Origin of the sequence: Nonomuraea solani, from assembly GCF_900108335.1 — a bacterium.
Taxonomy (GTDB): domain Bacteria; phylum Actinomycetota; class Actinomycetes; order Streptosporangiales; family Streptosporangiaceae; genus Nonomuraea; species Nonomuraea solani.
Window position 1 is genome coordinate 44,675 of the sequence record NZ_FNVT01000003.1, and the last position, 20,851, is coordinate 65,525.

The 20,851-nt window shown below is 71.3% G+C and carries 17 protein-coding genes; 6 read left to right on the forward strand and 11 right to left on the reverse strand.

Features of this window, described 5'->3' with window-relative positions:
* Window positions 1-8: 8 nt before the first annotated feature.
* Window positions 9-1,442 (reverse strand): gamma-aminobutyraldehyde dehydrogenase, encoded by a 1,434-nt coding sequence (locus C4V41_RS11250; RefSeq protein WP_103955785.1) that lies wholly within the window; start codon window positions 1,440-1,442, stop codon window positions 9-11.
* A 196-nt stretch (window positions 1,443-1,638) separates the two neighbouring features.
* On the opposite strand from C4V41_RS11250, the gene C4V41_RS11255 reads away from it, so the two are divergent.
* A complete protein-coding gene (locus C4V41_RS11255; protein ID WP_103955786.1) occupies window positions 1,639-2,130 on the forward strand; it encodes an Lrp/AsnC family transcriptional regulator in 492 nt (163 codons plus the stop codon).
* On the opposite strand, the gene C4V41_RS11260 is transcribed toward C4V41_RS11255, so the two are convergent.
* Both C4V41_RS11260 and speB read right to left on the reverse strand, forming a co-directional pair.
* Window positions 2,127-3,641: a purine-cytosine permease family protein gene (locus tag C4V41_RS11260; RefSeq protein ID WP_103955787.1), complete on the reverse strand. Its 1,515-nt coding sequence runs from the start codon at window positions 3,639-3,641 to the stop codon at window positions 2,127-2,129. The genes C4V41_RS11255 and C4V41_RS11260 overlap by 4 nt on opposite strands.
* Window positions 3,638-4,570, reverse strand: coding sequence for an agmatinase (gene speB, locus C4V41_RS11265; protein WP_103955788.1), 933 nt, complete (start codon window positions 4,568-4,570; stop codon window positions 3,638-3,640). Before speB ends, C4V41_RS11260 begins: the two co-directional genes overlap by 4 nt.
* A 70-nt stretch (window positions 4,571-4,640) precedes the next feature.
* Here speB and C4V41_RS11270 point away from each other — a divergent pair, with 70 nt between their 5' ends.
* On the forward strand, window positions 4,641-6,089 hold the full coding sequence (locus tag C4V41_RS11270) for a PucR family transcriptional regulator (protein WP_235030056.1): 1,449 nt from the start codon (window positions 4,641-4,643) through the stop codon (window positions 6,087-6,089).
* Here C4V41_RS11270 and C4V41_RS11275 read toward each other — a convergent pair.
* From C4V41_RS11275 to C4V41_RS11310, 8 genes are read right to left on the reverse strand one after another with little or no spacing between them, the layout of a single operon-like run.
* On the reverse strand, window positions 6,086-8,815 hold the full coding sequence (locus tag C4V41_RS11275) for a glycoside hydrolase family 38 N-terminal domain-containing protein (RefSeq protein ID WP_103955789.1): 2,730 nt from the start codon (window positions 8,813-8,815) through the stop codon (window positions 6,086-6,088). The genes C4V41_RS11270 and C4V41_RS11275 overlap by 4 nt on opposite strands.
* A gap of 2 nt (window positions 8,816-8,817) precedes the next feature.
* The gene (locus tag C4V41_RS11280) at window positions 8,818-9,897 is read right to left on the reverse strand and encodes a Gfo/Idh/MocA family protein (protein WP_103955790.1); all 1,080 of its coding nucleotides are present in this window, start codon (window positions 9,895-9,897) and stop codon (window positions 8,818-8,820) included.
* Window positions 9,894-10,787 carry a TIM barrel protein gene (locus C4V41_RS11285; RefSeq protein WP_103955791.1) on the reverse strand — a complete coding sequence of 298 codons (894 nt, stop codon included), beginning with the start codon at window positions 10,785-10,787 and terminating at the stop codon, window positions 9,894-9,896. Before C4V41_RS11285 ends, C4V41_RS11280 begins: the two co-directional genes overlap by 4 nt.
* Complete coding sequence (locus tag C4V41_RS11290; protein ID WP_103955792.1) at window positions 10,778-11,956, reverse strand: CehA/McbA family metallohydrolase; 1,179 nt, start codon at window positions 11,954-11,956, stop codon at window positions 10,778-10,780. Before C4V41_RS11290 ends, C4V41_RS11285 begins: the two co-directional genes overlap by 10 nt.
* On the reverse strand, window positions 11,953-13,008 hold the full coding sequence (locus C4V41_RS11295) for an ABC transporter ATP-binding protein (RefSeq protein WP_103955793.1): 1,056 nt from the start codon (window positions 13,006-13,008) through the stop codon (window positions 11,953-11,955). Before C4V41_RS11295 ends, C4V41_RS11290 begins: the two co-directional genes overlap by 4 nt.
* Complete coding sequence (locus C4V41_RS11300; protein WP_103955794.1) at window positions 13,008-13,826, reverse strand: carbohydrate ABC transporter permease; 819 nt, start codon at window positions 13,824-13,826, stop codon at window positions 13,008-13,010. The genes C4V41_RS11295 and C4V41_RS11300 overlap by 1 nt, the downstream gene beginning before the upstream one ends.
* Window positions 13,823-14,740: a carbohydrate ABC transporter permease gene (locus C4V41_RS11305; protein ID WP_103955795.1), complete on the reverse strand. Its 918-nt coding sequence runs from the start codon at window positions 14,738-14,740 to the stop codon at window positions 13,823-13,825. The genes C4V41_RS11300 and C4V41_RS11305 overlap by 4 nt, the downstream gene beginning before the upstream one ends.
* Window positions 14,715-16,103 carry an extracellular solute-binding protein gene (locus tag C4V41_RS11310; RefSeq protein ID WP_235030057.1) on the reverse strand — a complete coding sequence of 463 codons (1,389 nt, stop codon included), beginning with the start codon at window positions 16,101-16,103 and terminating at the stop codon, window positions 14,715-14,717. Before C4V41_RS11310 ends, C4V41_RS11305 begins: the two co-directional genes overlap by 26 nt.
* Before the next feature lie 181 nt (window positions 16,104-16,284).
* Here C4V41_RS11310 and iolC point away from each other — a divergent pair, with 181 nt between their 5' ends.
* From iolC to iolD, 4 genes are read left to right on the forward strand one after another with little or no spacing between them, the layout of a single operon-like run.
* Window positions 16,285-17,223, forward strand: a complete 939-nt coding sequence (gene iolC / locus C4V41_RS11315; protein ID WP_235030058.1) for a 5-dehydro-2-deoxygluconokinase — start codon at window positions 16,285-16,287, stop codon at window positions 17,221-17,223.
* Window positions 17,220-18,125, forward strand: a complete 906-nt coding sequence (locus C4V41_RS11320; RefSeq protein ID WP_407669957.1) for a Cgl0159 family (beta/alpha)8-fold protein — start codon at window positions 17,220-17,222, stop codon at window positions 18,123-18,125. Before iolC ends, C4V41_RS11320 begins: the two co-directional genes overlap by 4 nt.
* Window positions 18,122-18,961: a 5-deoxy-glucuronate isomerase gene (gene iolB, locus C4V41_RS11325; protein ID WP_103955797.1), complete on the forward strand. Its 840-nt coding sequence runs from the start codon at window positions 18,122-18,124 to the stop codon at window positions 18,959-18,961. Before C4V41_RS11320 ends, iolB begins: the two co-directional genes overlap by 4 nt.
* Window positions 18,958-20,805 (forward strand): 3D-(3,5/4)-trihydroxycyclohexane-1,2-dione acylhydrolase (decyclizing), encoded by a 1,848-nt coding sequence (gene iolD / locus C4V41_RS11330; protein ID WP_103955798.1) that lies wholly within the window; start codon window positions 18,958-18,960, stop codon window positions 20,803-20,805. Before iolB ends, iolD begins: the two co-directional genes overlap by 4 nt.
* The last annotated feature ends 46 nt before the right edge of the window (window positions 20,806-20,851 follow it).

Here is a 20,851-nt window from a genome sequence, read left to right on the forward strand (position 1 = left end):
CGTCCTTGCTACTCGCCGATGTAGTGCATGACGTGCTTGACCCTGGTGTAGTCGTGCAGACCGAACACCGACAGGTCCTTGCCGTATCCCGAGTGCTTGAAGCCGCCGTGCGGCATCTCCGAGACGAACGGGATGTGCGTGTTGACCCAGACCACGCCGAAGTCGAGGCGGTTCGACATGCGCATCGCGCGGCCGTGGTCGGCGGTCCAGACCGAGCCGCTCAGGCCGTAGCGGACGTCGTTGGCCTTGGCCAGCGCGTCGGCCTCGTCGCTGAACGTCTGGACGGTGATCACGGGGCCGAAGACCTCGTTCTGCACCATCTCGTCGTCCTGCCTGAGCCCGTCCACGATGGTCGGCGCGAAGAAGTAGCCCTTGTCGCCGACGCGGTGGCCGCCGGTGAGCACCTTGGCGTGCGCGGGGACGCGGTCCATGAAGCCCTGCACCCGGGAGAGCTGGTTCTCGTTGTTGAGAGGGCCGTAGAGGGCCTCCTCGTTGTCCAGGTCGCCGGTGACCGTGCCCGCGGCGGCCTCGGTGAGCGCGGCCACGAACTCGTCGTGCACGCTCTCGTGCACGAGCACCCGGCAGGCGGCGGTGCAGTCCTGGCCGGCGTTGTAGAGGCCGGCGGTGGCGATGTCGGCGGCGGCCTTGCCCAGGTCCTTGACGTCCTCGAACACCACGACCGGCGCCTTGCCACCGAGCTCCAGGTGCACGCGCTTGAGGTCGTCGGCGGCGGTCTTGGCGACCGACATGCCCGCGCCGACCGAGCCGGTGATGGCGACCATGGCGGCCGTCGGGTGGCCGACGACCAGGGCGCCGCTCTCGCGGTCGCCGGTGACGACGTTGAAGACGCCCGGGGGCAGCACCTCACCGAGGATCTCGGCGAGCTTGAGCGTGGCGACCGGGGTCGTGTCGGACGGCTTCAGCACGACCGTGTTGCCGGCCGCGATCGCGGGGGCGATCTTCCAGACCGCCATCATCATCGGGTAGTTCCACGGCGTGACCTGGCCGATCACGCCGATGGGCTCGTGGCGGATGACGCTGGTGTGCTCGGCGAGAAACTCACCGGCCGTCGGGCCTTCGAGCGTGCGGGCGGCGCCGGCGAAGAAGCGGAAGTGGTCGGCGGCGACCGGCGTCTCGTCCTCGGCCATGCGGGCGCGCGGCTTACCGGTGTTGCGGCACTCGGCCTCGTTGATCTCGTCGGCCCTGGCGTCGATCGCGTCGGCGACCTTGAGCAGCAGGTTGGCGCGCTCACCCGGGGTGGTTCTGCCCCATGACTCGAAGGCGGCGGCCGCGGCGGCGAAGGCGGCGTCCACATCCTCGACGCCCGAGACGGGGGCCTGGACATAGGCCTCACCCGTACAGGGATCGATGATGTCGGAGAATCGGCCGCTCTTGGCGTCCACGAACTCACCGTTGATGAAGTTCTGCAGACGGGTCGTCAAGGTGACCTCCAGAGGAGTCTGAGATGCCGCGACTCTGACAGAGCAACCGCATCTGGACAAGGGATTTCGTGGCGAAGATATCAAATTGCTACGAATTCGCTTGACAGACCGCCGAGACCTGACAACATGTCGCACCAGGACGGCTACCCGGCGGGAACGCGCCCGTAATGCCGGACCGGTAGGAGGAATCCTGTCAATGACGACGCCGCCCCGCGTACGCAGAAACAGTTCGAGCGCCGGTCCGGTGGTGCTCGACGATCTGTCGAAGCAGATCATCGAGCAGCTCCAGAACGACGGGCGGATGCCGTACGCGTCGATCGGTAAGGCGGTCGGCCTGTCAGAGGCCGCGGTACGCCAGCGGGTGCAGCGGCTGCAGGACGCCGGCGTGATGCAGATCGTCGCCGTCACCGACCCGCTCACGCTCGGCTTCCCCCGCCAGGCCATGATCGGCGTCAACTGCGAGGGTGACCTGGAGTCGGTGGCCGACGAGCTGTCGGCCATCGAGGAGATCGACTACGTGGTGCTCACGGCGGGCTCCTTCGACGTGATCGTGGAGGTGGTCTGTGAGGGCGACGGGCACCTGCTGGAGATCCTCAGCAAGATCCGCGCCATCCCGGCCGTCCGGGCGACCGAGTCGTTCGTCTACCTGAAGCTGCGCAAGCAGACCTACTCCTGGGGCACCCGCTAGCCCGCCTCGGCGACGGCAGTGGTGGTGGCGGTGACGTCCACGATGGGCACGATCGGGGTGTCGGCCGAGCGGACCAGCCGCGGGCCCTCGGGGCCGTAGACCTCGCGCGGCTCGGGGAAGAGGACCAGCAGCGCCAGATAGAGCACGGCGGCGACGGCCAGCCCGATGGGCAGGGAGATGTCGACCTCGCCGGCCAGGTGACCGAACGGGCCGACGAACTGGCCGGGCAGGTTCACGAACAGCAGCGCCAGGCCGGCGGACAGCAGCCAGGCGCTCAGTCCACGCCAGTTCCAGCCGTGCGCGAACCAGTAGCGGCCGCCGCGCTGGCGGCGGTTGAACACCTGGAGCGCCTCGGGGTCGTACCAGCCGCGCCGGGTCACGTAGCCGAGCATCATGATCACCATCCAGGGCGCCGTGCACGTGATGATCAGGGTGGCGAACGTCGAGATGCTCTGCGTGAGGTTGGCCGCGAACCGGCCGGCGAAGATGAAGACGATCGACAGCGTGCCGATGAACACCGTGGCCCGCACTCGCGAGAAGCGGGGGAAGACGCTGGAGAAGTCGAGGCCGGTGCCGTAGAGCGCGGTGGTGCCGGTGGACATGCCGCCGATCAGGGCGATGAGGCAGACGGGCACGAAATACCAGCCGGGCGAGACGGCCAGCAGGCCGGCGACGTAGTTGGGGGCGGCGGGGTCGACGTATTCGGGGGCCTTGACGGCGATGATCGAGGCGGTGGCCATGCCGAAGAGGAACGGCAGGACGGTGGCGAGCTGCGACAGGAAGGCGGCGGCCATCACCCGCCCCTTCGACGCCGTGGCCGGGATGTAGCGGGACCAGTCGCCCAGGAAGGCGCCGAACGAGACCGGGCTCGACAGCACGATCAGGGCCGCGCCGATGAACGACGGCCAGAACAGCGGGTCGCCGGGGGCGAGGGTGCCGGGGTAGGACGGGTCGAAGTCGCCGGCGAAGGCGAACGCGCCGAGGACGAACAGCAGCGAGGCCGCGACGACCGCGATCTTGTTGACGAAGAGCATGAAGCGGAAGCCGTACACGCAGACGATGAGGACGAGGACGGCGAAGAAGGCGTAGGCGACGCCGTACGACAGGTCCGTGTCCGGCAGCCCGGCCAGCCGGTGCGCGCCGCCGATGAGCGCGTCGCCCGACGACCACACCGAGATCGAGAAGAACGCGATGGCGGTCAGCAGCGACAGGAAGGACCCCACGACCCGGCCGTGCACACCGAGGTGCGCCGAGGACGACACGGCGTTGTTGGTGCCGTTGAGCGGCCCGAACAACGCCAGGGGCGCCAGGATCAGCGAGCCCACCACGAGCCCGAGCACGGTGGCGGCCAGTCCCTGCCAGAACGACAGCCCGAACAGGATGGGGAAGGCGCCCAGCACGCTGGTGGCGAAGGTGTTGGCCCCGCCGAACGCCACCCGGAACAGATCGATGGGACGCGCGGTGCGATCGGCGTCCGGAATGCGCTCGACCCCGTAGGTCTCGATCTTCATGTCTTCTCCTGGATCGCCAGCAGGCTGACGAGGTCGTAGGCCACGTGGGAGGCGGCGATCGAGGTGATCTCCGCGTGGTCATAGGCCGGGGCCACTTCGACCACGTCGGCCCCGATCAGGTTCGTGCCGGCCAGCCCGCGCAGGATTTCGAGCAGTTCCCGGCTGGTGAGCCCGCCGGCCTCCGGCGTACCGGTGCCGGGGGCGTGGGCGGGGTCGAGCACGTCGATGTCGACGGACAGGTAGAGAGGCCGGTCGCCGACCCGCTGCCGCAGCAGGTCGATCACCTCGTCGAGACCGCGCCGCAGCACGTCGGCGGCGGTCACGATGCCGAAGCCGAGCCGCCGGTCCTCCTCCAGGTCCTTCTTGCCGTAGAGGGAGCCCCGGATGCCGACGTGGCTGAGCGCCTCGGTGTCGAGAAGCCCCTCCTCGACGGCCCGGCGGAACGGGGTGCCGTGGGTGTACTCGGCCCCGAAGTAGGTGTCCCAGGTGTCGAGGTGCGCGTCGAAATGCACGAGCGCCACGGGCCCGTGCTTCCTGGCGGCCGCCCGGAGCAGCGGCAGCGCGATCGTGTGGTCGCCGCCGATGGTGACGAGCCGCGCGTCCAGCTCGTCGGCCGCGGCCTCGATGGTCTCGATGGCCTGCCCGATGTCGAAGGGATTGACCGCGATGTCGCCGGCGTCGGCGACCTGCGCGCGTTCGAACGGCGAGACGTCCAGCCCCGGATGGTACGGCCGCAACAACCGCGACGCCTCCCTGACCGCGGCGGGCCCGAACCTGGCGCCCGGCCGGTAGGAGACGCCGGTGTCGAAGGGCACGCCCACGACCGCGACGTCGGCCCGTCCTACCTGATCGAGCCGGGGTAGGCGGGCGAAGGTGGCCGGTCCGGCGAACCGGGGGATCTTGGTGGAGTCGACGGGGCCCGTGTTCATGCGGCCCAGTGTTCGTCATGCCTCTGACCTGCGACAATTGTCGGCATCACGAAGTATTACGGTGTGTGTTGTGGCTGACCACAAGCTCACGGTCGAAGACCTGACCCGCTCCCCCGCCCTCCAGCTCCGTGTCCTGGCCGGTGAGTCCGGCCTGTCCCGCTCGGTCTCGTGGGCGCACGTGAGCGAACTGGACGATCCGACGCCCTGGCTGCTGGGGGCGGAGGTCATCATGACGACCGGCCTCGGCGTGCCCCGCTCGGCCGCCAGGCAGCGCGCCTACCTGCGCCGTCTCGACGACGCCGGCGTCTCGGCCCTCGCGCTCTCGGCGCAGCTCCACGTGCCGCCCCTGCATCCGGCGTTCTTCGAGACCGCCGAGGAGCGCGGCATGCCGATCGTGGAGGTCCCGCTCGCGGTCCCCTTCATCGCGATCGCCCAGGAGGTGGCCGCGGCGCTGCGGGAGGACGCCGGGCATCGCCTGGCGGCCCAGTTGCAGGTGTTCGGCGCCCTGCGCTGGCTGGCCACGGAGGATCTGGACACGCCGACCCTCTTCAAGCGCCTGGAACGCCTGTCCGGCTACGACGTCTACCTGTCCACCCGCCACGGCCGTCCGCTGCTGCCCGGCGTCCCGGTGCCGCCCCTGGACGTCCTGCCCGCCCAGCCCGACGCCCCGCCGACGATCCCGGGCGGCTTCGTCCTGCCGGTGTCGGCGCCCGGCGGCCCCGCGGGCCATCTGGTGGCCTTCGCCCGCGAGGGCGCCCGCCCGGCCGGGCTGGCGGTGGTCCAGCACATCGCCACGGTGGCGGCCCTCCAGGTCGCCATGGCCCGCCACGAGCGCGAAACCCTGCGCAGGGAGGGCGCGGAGACCCTGGCCGAGCTCCTCCAGGACATTCTGGACCCGCCGGCCGCCCGGCGCCGGCTGGCCCGGCTCGGCCTGCCGATGGACGCGGACACGGTTTTGCTGGTGGTGCGCGGCGTGCCGGACGACGCCCTCCGCAGGGCCCTGGACGACCTGCCGCACCTCATGCTGAGACGCGGCGACGACCACTACGTCCTGGGCCCGCCGGACCTCGGGCCGGCCGTGGCCGGCGTGCCGGGCGCGGCCGCCGGAATGTCGCGCCCTTTCCCGCCCGGGGAGTCACTGACGGTGGCCCAGCGCGAGGCCGTCTGGGCGGCCGCGCACGCGGGAGAGTCCGGCAGGCCGCTGGTCCACTACGGCGAGGACACCGTGGGCCGCTGGCTGCCCGACGATCCGGCGGCCCTGACCGCCCTGGTGGATCACGTGCTGGGCGAGGTCCTGGCCTACGACGAGGCGCACGGCTCCCAGTTGCTGACCTCCGTGCGCGTGTGGATGGAGCGCGACCGGCATGTGGAGAGCGCCGCGGCCGCCCTCCACATCCATCCCAACACCCTGGCCTACCGGCTGCGCCGCTTCACCGCGCTGACCGGCCGCGACCTATCGTCGAGCGCCGGTTTCGCCGAGGTCTGGCTGGCCATCCGCGCGACCCGCCCACGGGTCTAGTGCTCGCGGAACTGGATGGTCGCGATCTCCCACGGACCCAGCGGCAGGCGCACCACCCCATCGGTGACCGGCACCGGCTCACCCGGACGGCCGCGCAGGTCGGCGTGCCGGGCCTCCACGAGGTCGCCCGAGATGACGGCCTCCGTGGCGTCGGGGGTGAGGGCGACGACGCGGAGTTCGCGCCAGCCGTCGCGGTCCCGCAGGGAGGTCATCGTCACGCCCTCGCCCGCCACCGACAATCCCGGCTCGGGGGTGGGCAGCGGCAGGAAACGATCTCCCGTGCCGGGGACCACCAGCAGGTCGTGCCGGAAGGACTCCGCCTGCGGGACGACCTCCTGCCACGACTCCTGGTAGGGCATCAGCGCCAGGCCCACTTTGCGCACCCCGCGCGACTGCGCCGCCGGAGTGGGCAGCTGGGGGCCGGCCGGTTCGGGGCGCAGGCCGTTGCGGTTGCGCGACAGGTAGCCGACCGAGCGGAGCAGCGTCAGGGCCAGCTCGCCCTCGGTCACCTCGTACTCGGTCACGTGCTCCAGCAGCGCGGCCACGCCACCGGCGGCCACCCACGACGACGCCGGGAACGTCGGCAGCGGGGTCTCACCGCAGCCGCCCTCCGCGGTCAGCCCCCGGGTGACCACCGCGAACTGGCCCTCCGCGTACGACTCCGTCGCCTCCGGCGAAGGCAGCGGCACGTGCAGGCGCACCCGGTGGTCGGCGCACCGGTTGTCGAACTCGACGTTCAGGCGGACGAACGGCTCACCGGCCCGCAGCTCGACGCGCGTGGTGACCATGGCCCGCTCCATGCGGTGCCCCCTGGTCCCGGCGGGCACCTCGGGGGCGCCGTCGATCGACTCGGCCGAGGCCGGCCACCGGTATGTGCGCCGCACGTCGACGATCGCCACCAGCGGCCCCATGCAGACCAGCTCGACCGACACCGACTCAGGCTCGGACACCGTCACGTTCACCGGCGGCGGCGCGTGGTTGTAGGTGTCGCCCACGTCGCCGCCGTCCACGATGCGGCCCGCGCCGGTGACCGTGGTGCCGTCCTGGCCGACCAGCGTCAGCGTGCCGTCCGATCCGATGGTGACCCGCAGCAGCCCGTTGTCCAGCACCTCCTCGTCGCCGCGCACCGGCAGGGTCGCCGAGTCGGAGCTGAGCCAGCACGACGGGTGGTGCTCGCCGGGCAGGCGGGCCTGGGGGCCGGTGCCGTAGAGAGTCTCGCGCGGCGCAGGGCGGACGCTCGCGTGGCCCAGCGGCGGCACGTCCACCAGGGCCGCGACCGTGCGCCTGGGCTCGGCGAGGATGCGGAGGCGGGTCACATCGTCGAGCGCGCCGCGCAGGTCGTCGACGTCGAAGGCCAGCGAGGTCTCCCGCGCCACCGTGAATGTCAGCGTGCCGTCCTCGACCGCCCAGGACGTGATGTGCTGGCCGTAGAGCTCGGTGCCGTGGATGAAGGTCAGGGCGGTGGCGGGGTCGAGCTCGTCGTCGAACAGCAGCGTGGCCGCGTACTCCAGCGGCTGGGTGGGCACCGGCTCGCCCGCCGCGTTGGTCAGCGGGTCCGCGCCGGCCACGTCCACGACCACGACGCCGCGCCGGGTGGCGGGCGTGGGGTTGACGATCAGCACCCCGTCGGAGGGCACCGACGCGGACAGGCGGGCCGTCACCATGTCGCGGACGGCCTGGCCGAGGTGCTCGGCCTCGGCGATGCGCGCGGCCACCTGCTGGGCGGTGTCGTCGACGCCGCAGCCGGTCACCGAGTCGTGTCCGCTGGCGTCCACCAGCCGCCACCACGCCATGTCGAGGAAGCGTCCCGGCCACTCGCCGCCCCACAGGGTGGCCAGCGGCTCGGCGTAGCGCTCGACCATCCGCTCGGCGCGGCCCATGGCCTGCTTGACGTGGGCGCGGACCGAGATGACGCCGGGCAGGATGTTGGCGCGCGCGTGGGAGCGCAGCTCGCCGTGGGTGCGGGGCAGGCCCTCGACGTCACCCGAATAGGCCCCGATATATCCGGACAAGGTGTCCATGCGGGCGCCGATCGCCGCCACCATCTCGGGCAGCCCGCGCACGGGCGCGGAGTGGTCGGTGCCGTACATGGCCAGCAGCGCCCCCTCGGGACCGTGCCATTCGCGCATGGTCGCCACGAACGTCTCGGCCCGCCCGGCGAGCCCCTCGGTGTCGGAGAACAGGTGCGCGCCGTTGCCGTAGCCGCCCGCCGGAAGGTATTGGGTGCGCAGCGCCGTGCCGTCGGGCGCGACCCAGGCGAAGGCGTCGGTGGTGACGGACGACGGCACGCCGCGATAGACGCAGGCGTGCAGCAGCCCCGCCTTGCGCAGGATCTGCGGCATCTGAGCCGTGTGCCCGAACATGTCCGGCAGGTAGCCCACCGGCATCGACCCGCCGAGCTTGTCCGCACGGTCCATGCCCAGTTCGAGGTTGCGGACGATGTTCTCGCCCGAGCACAGGAACTCGTCGAGCAGGATCTGCCACGGGCCCACCGCCAGCCGCCCGGCCTCGACCAGCGCCGCGATGCGGTCGCGGTTCTCCGGCCGCACCTCCAGGTAGTCGTCCACGCAGGCGAGCTGCCCGTCCAGGGTGAAGTGATAGGCCGACTCGCGTTCCATGGTGTCGAGCACCTCGTCGAGCAGCGCCACCAGGCGCAGCCTGAAGCGCTGGAACGGCTCGTACCACTCCCGGTCCCAGTGCGTGTGCGGTACGACGACGATCTCCATGCTCACGCTGCCTCCCCTCCAATGGGCAGTTCATGCTGTACGGCGTAGCGGGCCGCGATCCGCTGAGCCGTCACGATGTCCTCCAGTCCGCCGCCCACATCGGTGAGCGGCGGCTTGCCATCGTTCACGAAAGCATGGAAGGCGGCGAGTTGTACCTCGAACGCCTCAGTCACATCACGCCACTTCGTCCGGCTCTCGCCGCCGGACACCACGGTGAGCGTGGTCGGGGCGTTCATCAGGTAGGGCGAGGGGAAGACGAGCTCGATCGAGCCCTGGTCGTGGTGGATGACCACGGTCTCCCGGTAGGCGGGATAGTCCTCCAGGTAGTGCCAGCGCAGGCTGAACCGGCCCTGGGCAGGCAGCGGCCCTGAGATCTCGATGGAGCCGGGCGCGGCGCCCCAGGTCTCGACGTACGAAATTTCCGCCGGAGAGCCGGTGAAGCGCCTCAAGAGCGACAGGTCATGGCAGATCGACCCCAGCGCCACCCCGTACAGGTGCCTGACCGGCTCCGGCGCCGACTCCCCCAGCGCCCGCGACACCAGCTCGTTCTCGGCGGCCCGCAGCGTCGCCAGCAGCCCGGCGTCCACGTCCCGTGCCTGCTCCAGGTTGGCGAAGGCGAGCTGCGACTCCCCGCTCGGGTGCAGCACGGTCACCTCGACCGCCCTGATGATCCCGGGCCCGCCCAGCCCGGCCAGCACCTCCTCGGCCCGGCGCACGGCGGGGTCGTACTGCTTCATGTAGCCCACCATCAACCGCCCCTCGGGCAGCGCCGCCACCTCGGCCCTGGTGAGCGCGAGCGGCTTCTCGCACAGCACGGCGTAGCCGGCCTGGAGCGCCTGCCGCACGGTCTCGCCGTGGGAGCCGGAGGCCAGCACGACGACGGCCTCGTAGCCGCCGTCGGCGAGCATCCGCTCCAGCGAGGTGTAGCGCCGCGCGGCCCCCAGCCGGTCGCCCACGGCGTCGGCCAGGGTCTGTGACAGGTCGCAGACGGCGCTCACCTCGAACAGGTCACGCCGCCTGGACAGCAGCGGCACGTAGACCGCCTGGGTGACGGCCCCGCACCCCACGAGCGCGATTCTCAAAGTCCCAAGTCCTTCAGCATCCGTCGGTTGGCCGCCTGGTCGGCGATGTTCTGGGCGACAGAGCGCCGTCCTGGCAGGGTGTCCTGCTCGATGACGATCCAGCCCTCGTAACCGATCTCGTCCAGCGTCGCGACCACGCCGGGCAGGTCCAGCTCGCCCTCGCCGAGCAGCGCGAACCCGCCGCGTCCCATCAGCTCCCGCAGGTCCACGCCCTCGGCCAGGGCCTGGGCGAGGATCTTCGTGTCGCCGTCCTTGATGTGCACGTGCCCGACCCGCTCGGCCCACGAGCGCAGCGCCGTCACCGGGTCGCCCCCGGCCAGCAGCAGGTGCCCCGTGTCCAGGCAGAGCTGCACGTCGGTCAGCTCCAGCAGCCGCTCCACGTCGTCGGGCGTCTCGACGTAGGTGCCGAGATGGTGGTGGAAGACGGGCTCGAAGCCGCGCGCGCGGCAGCGGTCGACGGCGTCCTGGACGCGGGCGGCGTAGGCGGGCCACTCAGGCGACGGCAATCCCGGAGCGCTGCCGCCCGGGCGGGCGAACCGCTCGGGCGTGCCCGAGCAGGCCAGCGTGGGCCTGGGCGCCAGGTCGCCCGGGGGCGCGGCGGCGAACACGTCCAGCGCGGCCTCAAGCGCGGGCAGCCCCCGCGTGTACGCCTCCGCGTCGGCGTAGCGCAGATCGACCCAGCCGCCCGCGAGCAGCAGGTCGTGCGCGGCCAGCCGCTCGGTCAGCTCGGCGCCGGTGCCCAGGTATCCGATCGGACCCGAGTCGATGCCCGCGTAGCCCGCCTCGGACAGCGCGGCGACCATCTCGTCGGCGGTCAGCGGCGGCGGGCCGTCGCTCAGCTCGAAGACGCCGAAGCTCACCGGGGCGTTGGCGACTTTCCTCACGCGCATAGGGCGATCACCTCGTTCTCATAGGTTTCCAACCGGTGCGGCCCGTCGATCGCCGGCAGCAGCACGCGCTCGCCGCGCACCACCTGCCGCGTGCCGTCGGGGCGTACCAGCACCAGGCCGCCGGCGTCCAGCGCGAGCAGCTCGTCGCCCAGCCTGACCAGCAGCGGCCCGCCGGGTCCCGTGGAGACGGCGGTACGCCCGGCGCGCACGCCGTCGAGCACCGCCGACACGTCCTCGGCCAGCACCCAGGTCGTGGGCGCGCCGGGCAGGCCGTCGGAGTCGTGGCGGTGGAAGTCGCTGCCGCCGATCGCGATCACGTCGTCGCGCCAGGCGTCCGCCCAGGCCAGCGGCGCGCCCCAGCGGCGGTCCCACCAGCCAGAGCTCCACACCTCGGCGACCCGGGGGCGGCGCGAGATCGGCAGCAGCCAGGCGCAGTCGCCGCCGAGCGGATGGTTGATCGACATCAGGCCGCCCGCGCGCTCGGCGTGCTCCGCCCAGGAGTCGGCCGGCCGCCGGAAGTCCACCCAGCCGACGTCGCCGAAGACGTTGGCGTGGCCGCGGTCGGTGGTGACCTCCTGGCCGGGGATGAGCGTGATGTCCCGGCCGATCTTGTCCAGCCAGGGGTGGTGGCTGACGGTGTTGTGGTCGGTGACGGCCAGGAAGTCGAGGCCGCGCCCGTGGGCCAGCTCGGCCAGCTCGGCGATGGTCAGGCCGCCGTCGCTGTGCACGGTGTGCGCGTGGAAGTCGCCCGCGAACCACCGCAGGCCGTCGATGTCGGGAATGTCGCGGCGGGGCGGGCGCTCGCCGTGCGGCGGCTCCTCGGTCACCGGCTCGGGCGGGGCGACGCTCTCCAGCGAGATGTCCAGCTTGTAGTCGAGGCCCTGCGGAGGAATCCGGTGCAGGCGCAGCCACACGTGCCAGGTGCCCTGCTCCGGCTCGCCCGGCAGGTAGCCGGGGGTGGCCCAGGACGGGGTGATCGTGTACTCGTCACGCGCGCCTCCCGACCAGCCGCGGAAGCCGTCCGGCGAGCCGCAGCCCAGGTCGATGACGCCCTGCGACCGGTCGTAGGACAGCCGCACGGTGACGGCGGCGGTCCCGGCGGGCACCTCGAACGGCACCTCCCGCAGGATCCGCTCCAGCCGGTCGTCCAGCGTCCAGCGGCCTTTCATACCAGCTCACCGTCCCGGTAGACGAGAGCACGGTCACGGCGGGGCAGGGCGTAGCCGTCGTCGCCGATGGCGGGCTCGCTGCCCTCAGGGACGACGACCTGCACGGTCACGTCGTTGACGTCGAGGGTCACCAGGTGGGAGGCGCCGAGGTTCTCCACGATGACCACCTTCCCGCCCAGCGCGCCCTCCACGGGCTCGGCCGAGTAGGACATGTACTCGGGCCGCACGCCGTACACGACCTGCTCGCCGTCGGACGGCCCGGCCGCGGGGAGCGCGACCTTGCAGCCCGCCACCTCCAGGGTGTCACCTCGTACGGTGCCGTCCAGCAGGTTCATGGGCGTCGAGCCGATGAATCCGGCCACGAACGTGTTGGCCGGCCGCTGGAACACCTCGGCCGGCGTACCGATCTGCCGGATGTGCCCCGCCTCCATGACGGCCATCCGGTCGGCCATGGCCAGGGCCTCGGCCTGGTCGTGGGTGACGAACACGGTGGTGACGCCCAGCTCACGCTGCAGCTTCTTGAGGAATGTGCGCGCCTCCAGCCGCAGCCGCGCGTCCAGGTTGGACAGCGGCTCGTCGAACAGGTACGCCTGCGCCTGCGTCGCCATCACCCTGGCCAGCGCCACCCGCTGCTGCTGCCCGCCGGACAGTTGCCCGGGCCGCCGGTCCATCAGGTGCTCCAGCCCGAGCCGCGCCCCCACCTCGGCCGCCTTCTCCTGGCGCGCGGACCTGGCGACCTTCTTGATCCGCAGCGGATAGGCGATGTTGTCCGTGACGTCCATGTGCGGGAACAGCGCGTAGTCCTGGAACACCATCGCCACGTCCCGGCCACCCGGCTGCACCCCGGTCACGTCGCGCCCGCCGATCACCACGGAGCCGCCGGTCGCCGTCTCCAGCCCGGCGATCGTGCGCAGCAACGTGGTCTTGCCGCAGCCGGAGGGGCCGAGCAGGGCGAAGAACTCGCCGTCGGGAACGGCCAGGTCGAGCGCGTCGAGCGCTTTCACCCCGCCGGGATAGACCTTGGTCAGCCCGCGTAGTTCGATGGCGGCCATTAACGCTTGATCCCTCCGTGGAAGCGGAAGCCGTACTTCTTGCTGACGAACAGGTACATGAGCACCACCGGGATCGAGTAGAGCAGCCCGAACGTGGACAACATGCTGAGGTTGGCCTGACCGCCCTCGGTGTACAGCGTGTACGTGATCACCGCCGCCGGCTGCTTCTCCACGTCGCTCAGCAGCAGGTACGGCATCAGGAAGTTCCCCCACACGTTGGCCACCGCCCAGACCGCGATGGTCGCCAGCCCGGGACGTACCAGGGGGACGACCACGTGCCGCACGATCTGCAGCGGCGTGGCCCCGAACACCCGCGCCGACTCCTCGTAGGACTTCGGCGTGGAGTCCATGAAGTCCTTCAGCATGAAGATCGCCGCCGGCAGCAGCCCGCCGGTCAGGATGAGGATCAGCCCGAACTGCGAGTCGATGAGGTTCAGCTCGACCGCGAGCTGGAACAGCGGCACCATCGCCGCCGTCCCCGTGATGATCGACGACAGCAGCAGCAGCGCGTAGAGCAGCGCGTCCCGCCCGGGCAGGCGCACCCGGCTCAGCGCGTAGGCGGCCAGCGCCGCCAGGATCACGACGAGCACGGCGGTCCCGGCCGACAGCACGACCGAGTTCCAGAGCGACGGCAGCGCGTACGGGTGCTCCAGCACCGCCTGGAAGTTGTCCAAGGTGAAGTCGGGCACCGCGACCTCGTACGTCGGGTCGGAGGTGAACGGCGCCGTCACCAGCCACAGCAGCGGGATCGTGAAGAACGCCAGCAGCACCGCGATCAGCGTGGAGAACCCGATCCGGCCCAGGACGAAGCGCGTCATTTCTTACTCCGCAGCAGCCGCAGGTAGAACACCGCCACGACCAGGTTGATCAGCAGGATGATCGTGGAGACGGCGGCGCCGTAGCCCAGTTGGCCGCTCTGCAGCGCGACCTTGTACACGTGCACGGCCAGGATCTCGGACTTGCCGTCGGGGCCGCCCGCGGTGAGCAGGAACGGGGTGAAGTCGTTGAACGTCCACAGGCTGATCAGCAGCAGGTTCGTCAGGATGTGGCCGCGGATGTGCGGGAACACCACGTCTCTGAGCTGCTGCCAGCCGGACGCCCCGGCCAGGCGGGCGCTCTCCAGGTGGGAGGGGGGCACGTTGCCGAGGGCGGCGCCGTACAACATCATCGAGAACGCCGTGCCGCGCCAGGTGTTGAACACGATGATCGACAACATCGGATGGTCGAGCAGCCAGGCGAACTCCGGCGTGCCGAGCAGCGCGTTCAGCGTGCCGCCGTCGCGGTCGAGCAGCGCCACCCACAGGAACGACACGATCGCGCTGGGCAGGATCCAGGCCAGGATGACCAGGCCCTCGACCAGCCGCTTGAGCGGGCCGCGCCGGTCGCGCAGCAGCCAGGCGATGGTGAAGCCGAGCCCGACCTGCCCGATGACGGCCGAGCCCAGCACGAACTGGGCGGTCAGCCAGGTGGAGTTCCAGAACGTGGGGTTGGCGACCGCGTCGAGCAGGTTGCCCAGACCGACGAACTGCGGCTCGGCCGCGGCGGCGCCGGTCAGGCGGTAGTTGGTGAGCCCCAGGTAGAGCACCCAGAGCGCGGGGAAGACGAGGAAGACGGCGACGAGCAGCAGGGCTGGGGCCACGAAGGCCCCGGCCCTGGCCCGTCCCAGGCCCGCCGCGTCCGAGCTGTAGCGTTCCTCTGGCTTGACCTCAGGAGGCGATATTGCCTGCGCCACCGACGATTCCTTCGAGCTTCTTCTGGTAGTCCGCCGCCGCCTGGTCGGGCGCGGTGCCGCCCACGACCGCGGCGGTGGCCTCCTGCAGCGCCACCGACACCTGCGGATAGACGGCGACCGGCGGCCGGTAGGCCGTCACCGGCAGCACCTTCTCCGAGATGAACGTCAGCAGCGGCTCGCCGGCGAGGATCTCCTTGTTGACGTCGGTGCGGGGTGTGGTCCGCATGTTGCCGTCCTTGGTCTCCTCCTTCAGCGCCGCCGGCGAGAGCGTGAACGTGGCCAGCTCGAACGCCTCCTTGGGGTGCTTGCTGCCGGGGTTGACCGTACGCAGGGCGCCGCCGGACATGCTGACGAAGTCCTGCCCGCGCAGCCCCTTGCCGGGCTCGATGGCGGGGATCATGGCGTAGCCGACGACCTGGTCACGGTCGTCCATCTTGGCGACGCCGTCCTTGGGGTTGACCACGCCGCGCCAGAAGTAGTCGCCCTCCAGCAGGATGCCGATCTCGCTCTTGGCGAACCGCTGGAACGACTTGTCGCGGCCCTTGGCCTCCTGCTGCAGCTTCGGGTCGCCGAGGCCGCCGCCGTAAATCTTCTGGTAGAGGGCGAGCGCGTCCTTCAGCGGCTGGCCGGCGCCGGTCCACTTGCCGTCCTTCTGCACCTCGCCGCCCGCGCCCGCGAGCAGCGGCAGCACGCCCTGCATCGAGGTGGCCTCGCCCATCGCGGTGCCGGCGTTGATCTGGATCGGTACGGGCACGCCGGACGACTTGAGCTTGGCCCCGGCGTCGAGGATCTCCTGCCAGCTCTTCGGCTGCCAGTCGGCGGGCAGCCCGGCCTTGACGAAGAGCGTCTTGTTGAAGTAGAGCACCCGGCCGTCGGTGCCGACCGGCAGGGCGTACCTCTTGCCGTTGAACTCGGCCATCCCCTGGACGGCCTCGGGGATCTGTGACCAGCCGTCCCAGCCGTCGGCGTCGGCCCCGACCAGGTCCGCCAGCGGCTTGAGATAGCCGGCCTCGGCGAACTCGCCGGCCCAGATGCCGTCGATGTCGATCACGTCCGCGCCCTTGCCCGACTTGAGGTCGAGGGAGAGCTTGGTCTTGTACTGCTCGTCGTCGACGCCGCTGGGAACGAACTTGACCGTGACGTTCTTGCCCTTGGCCTTCTGCGCCGCCTCGAACTGGGGGATGACCCACTCTTCGATGAACTTGGCGCCGGCCGCGTTCTTTCCGCCCTGGATGGCGTTCTGGGTGATCGTCAGCTCGATGGCGTCTCCACCTGCGTTGGAGGACTGGCCGCAGGCGGCGAGCCCCAGACCGGCCGCGGCGATGACCGCGACCACACCCATCGACCGTTTCCGCAATGCCATGCAAACCCTCCGACGTGTCCTAAAGGGAGGAAGCCATCGGCCAATATGTCATGACATGCATATGACGTAAAGCCCTGACCGTAACCTCAGCGAAAGATGGCACTTTCGGCAACATAGCGGACATCAGAATGTCATGACAATATGCCATAGTGTCGAAGATAAGCTCGGCCCAGGAGGCGCGTTGTACGACCTGATCACGATCGGCCGCTCCGGCGTCGACGTCTATCCGCTGCAGACCGGCGTCGGCCTGGCCGACGTCGAGACCTTCGGGAAGTTCCTCGGCGGCAGCCCCACCAATGTCGCCGTGGCCGCCGCGCGTCACGGCCTGCGCCCAGCCGTGATCACCGGGGTGGGCGCGGATCCGTTCGGTGACTACGTACGCCGGGCGATCCGCGGGTTCGGCGTGGACGACGCCTTCGTGAGCACGATCGAGGGCCGGCCCACGCCGGTGACGTTCTGCGAGATCTTCCCACCGGACCACTTCCCGATCTACTTCTATCGCGGCGAACATCCACCAGACCTGCAGATCTCCCCCACCATGCTCGATCTGAACGCGATTCGGGCGACGAACCTGTTCTGGTTCTCGCTCACCGGGCTGAGCCAGGAGCCGAGCGCCGCCGCCCACGCCGCCGCGCTGGAGGCGCGCTCCGACGGCTGGACGGTGTTCGACCTGGACTACCGGGCCACGCTGTGGTCGTCGCGGGAGGCCGCCCACGACGCGGCCCAGCGGGCGTTGCCGCGGGCCAACGTGGCGGTCGGCAATCTGGAAGAGGTGGAGGTGGCGGTCGGCGTACGTGATCCCGAGGCCGCCGCGCAGGCGCTGCTGGACGCCGGTGTACGAGTCGCGATCGTGAAAATGGGCCCTGAAGGGGTTTTCGCGCGTACCTCTGAGGAGAGCGCATTGGTGGAGCCCATGGAGGTGAAGGTGGTCAACGGAATCGGCGCGGGAGACGCGTTCGGCGGCGCCATCTGCCTTGGGCTGCTGCGCGGCTGGCCGCTGGAGCGCACGCTGCGCTTCGCCAACGCCGCGGGGGCCTACGTGGCCGCCCGGCTGGCCTGCGCCGACGCCATGCCGACGACCACCGAGGTGGAGGAGCTGCTGAACGGGGTGCGTTCTTGAGCGACATCACACTGTCCAGGACGGCCGACTACGAGCGGCTCACCCGCATCCGCGCCACCCAGCCGGAGGAGATCGCCGCGGCCGCGGCCCGCCGGCGGCGGCGCGGGCTGCCCGGCGAGGGCGAGCGGCTGCTGATCATCGCCGCCGACCACGCGGCCCGCGGCGCCCTGGGGGTGCGCGACCGCCCGCTGGCCATGGCCAGCCGTGTCGACCTGCTCGACCGCCTCAGGCTGGCGCTGTCGCGGCCGGGCGTCGACGGCATCCTGGCCTCCCCCGACGTCCTCGAAGACCTGCTCCTGCTGGGGGCGCTGGAGGGCAAGCTGGCCTTCGGCTCCATGAACAGGGGCGGCCTGCAGGGCTCGGTGTTCGAGCTGGACGACCGCTTCACCGGCTTCGACGCCGCCTCGATCGACTCGATGCGCCTCGACGGCGGCAAGATGCTCTGCCGCATCGACCCGACCGACCACGCGACGGTGGTCACGCTGGAGTCGTGCGCCCGCGCGGTCACCGACCTGGCCCGCCGCCGGCTGGTGGCCATGGTGGAGCCGTTCTGGTCGCTGCGCTCGGAGTCGGGCGTCCTGCGCAACGACCTGTCGCCCGAGGCGGTGATCCGCGCGATCAGCGTCGCCCAGGCCCTCGGCGCGACCTCGGCCTACACCTGGCTGAAGATCCCGGCCGTGGCCGAGATGGAGCGGGTGATGGCCGCCACCACGCTGCCCGCCCTGCTCCTCGGGGGCGACCCGCCCGACATCGACGCCGCCTACGCCGACTGGCACCGCGCCCTGAGCCTGCCCGGGGTGCGCGGCCTGGTGGTCGGGCGCGCGCTGCTCTATCCCCCGGACGACGACGTGGCGACCGCCGTGGACGGCGCCGCGGCTCTGGTGCGGGGGGCCGGCGCGTGACCCACCTTCCCTACGGCGAGACCGCCGCGGGCCCCTGGTCCGTGGAGATCACCCCGTCGCTGGCCGGGTGGACCTATTCGGGCCTGCGGGTGGCGGACCTCACCGACGCTCCGCTGAGGTTCGAGACGGGCGAGGAGGAGATGCTCGTCCTGCCTCTGGCGGGCTCCTGCACGGTCACCATTCCCGGCGACACGTTCGTGCTGACCGGCCGGTCGTCGGTGTTCGACGGCCCCTCCGACTTCGCCTATCTCCCGATTTTCACGGAAGTGACCCTGCAGGGTGCCGGGCGGATCGCGCTGCCCTCGGCCCGCGCCACCCGCGCGCTGCCCGCCCGCTACGTCGCCGCGGCCGAGGTCGCGGTCGAGATCAGGGGCGCCGGCCAGGCCAGCCGTCAGGTGAACAACTTCTGCTCCCCCGACGCCTTCGAATGCGACAAGCTGGTGGCCGTCGAGGTGCTCACGCCGGGCGGCAACTGGTCCTCCTATCCGCCGCACAAGCACGACACCGCGGGCCCGGACGAGGCGGTGCTGGAGGAGATCTACTACTTCGAGGTCGCCGACCAGGGGCTCGGCTACCAGCGGGTCTACTCCTCGGAGCGCGGCCGGATCGACACCCTCGCGGAGGTCTCCTCCGGCGACGTGGTGCTGGTCCCCTACGGCTACCACGGCCCCTCCATGGCCGCCCCCGGCTACGACCTCTACTACCTGAACGTGCTGGCCGGCCCCGCCGAGCAGCGTTCGATGGCGTTCTGCGACGACCCTCGCCACGCCTGGATCCGCTCCTCATGGGACGGCCTGCCCCTCGACCCCAGACTGCCGTTCGGGAGGACTTCATGATCCGGTTGACCGTCGCGCAGGCCATCGTGCGCTTCCTGGCCCAGCAGTGGAGTGAGCGCGACGGCGTGGAGCGCAGGTTCTTCGGCGGCTGCGCCGGCATCTTCGGCCACGGCAACGTCGCCGGGCTCGGCCAGGCGCTGGCCACCTCGGCCGAGGACCTGCCCTACCATCTGAGCCGCAACGAGCAGGCGATGGTGCACACCGCCGCCGCCTACGCCCGCGCCAGCAACCGGCTGGCCACGCTGGCCTGCACCACCTCGATCGGGCCCGGCGCCACCAACATGATCACCGGTGCGGCCGGGGCGACCATCAACCGGCTGCCCGTGCTGCTGCTGCCCGGCGACATCTTCTCCACCCGGGTGGCGGGCCCGGTGCTGCAGGAGCTGGAGGACCAGCGCTCGTACGACATTTCGGTCAACGACTGCTTCAAGCCGGTCTCCCGCTTCTGGGATCGGATCAACCGCCCCGAACAGCTCCCCTCCGCGCTGCTGGCCGCCATGCGGGTGCTCACCGACCCGGCCGAGACCGGGGCGGTGACGCTGGCACTGCCGCAGGACGTCCAGGCCGAGGCGTTCGACTGGCCGGACGAGCTGTTCGCCCGGCGCGTGTGGCACATCCCCAGGCCGCGGCCCGAACGCTCGGCGCTCGAACGGGCCGCCGAGCTGATCCGGTCGGCCGAGCGCCCGCTGATCGTGGCCGGCGGCGGGACGATCTACAGCGAGGCCACCGAGGCGTTGCGCGCCTTCGCCGAGACGCACGGGATCCCGGTGGCCGAGACGCAGGCGGGCAAGGGCGCGCTCCCGTACGGGCACCCGCTCGCCCTGGGCGCGATCGGCGCCACCGGCACCACGGCCGCCAACGCGCTGGCCCGCGAGGCCGACCTGATCATCGGCGTGGGCACCCGCTACAGCGACTTCACCACGGCCTCCCGGACGATCTTCGCCCCTGACGCCCGTTTCGTGAACCTCAACATCACCGGCTTCGACGCCGCCAAGCAGTCCGGTCTGCAACTGGTCGCCGACGCCCGCGAGGGCCTGGCCGACCTGGCCGGGGCGTGCGCGGGCTGGAGCACACCGGCCGCCTACCGCGAGCGGGCCACCGGGCTGACGCGGGCGTGGGACGTGGCCGTGGACGCGGCGTACGCGCTGGAGGGCACGCCGCTGCCGCAGTCGGCGGTGATCGGCGCGGTCAACACGGCGGCCGGCGACGACGGCGTGGTGGTGTGCGCGGCCGGTTCGATGCCCGGCGACCTGCACAAACTCTGGCGGCCCAGCGGTCCGGGCAGCTACCACGTCGAGTACGGCTACTCCTGCATGGGCTACGAGATCGCCGGCGGGCTCGGGGTGAAGATGGCGGCGCCGGAGCGCGAGGTGTTCGTGCTGGTGGGCGATGGCTCGTACCTGATGATGGCCCAGGAGCTCGTCACGGCGATCTCCGAGGGCGTCAAGGTGGTCGTGGTCCTGGTGGACAACTCCGGGTTCGCCTCCATCGGCCGCCTGTCGGAGAGCGTCGGCGCCGAGCGGCTCGGCACCTCCTACCGGCGCCACGACGGCGGGCCGCTGCCGGTGGACTTGGCGGCCAACGCGGCCAGCCTCGGGGCCACGGTGCTGCGGCCCGAGTCGGTCGCCGATCTGCGCAAGGCGCTCGACGCGGCGCGCTCGGCCACCGAGACCACGGTGATCTACGTACGGACCGACCCCATGACCGACGACGCGCCCTCCTCCGAGGCGTGGTGGGACGTGCCGGTGGCGGAGGTGGGAACGACGAGTGCCACTTACGCGGCGCGGGAGACGTACGAGACGAACAAGCGCGCCCAGCGCCTGCACCTGACCCCGCCCACCTGATCAGGGTTGCCCCTGATCACCCCGGGGAACGCCTCTGACCAGGGGT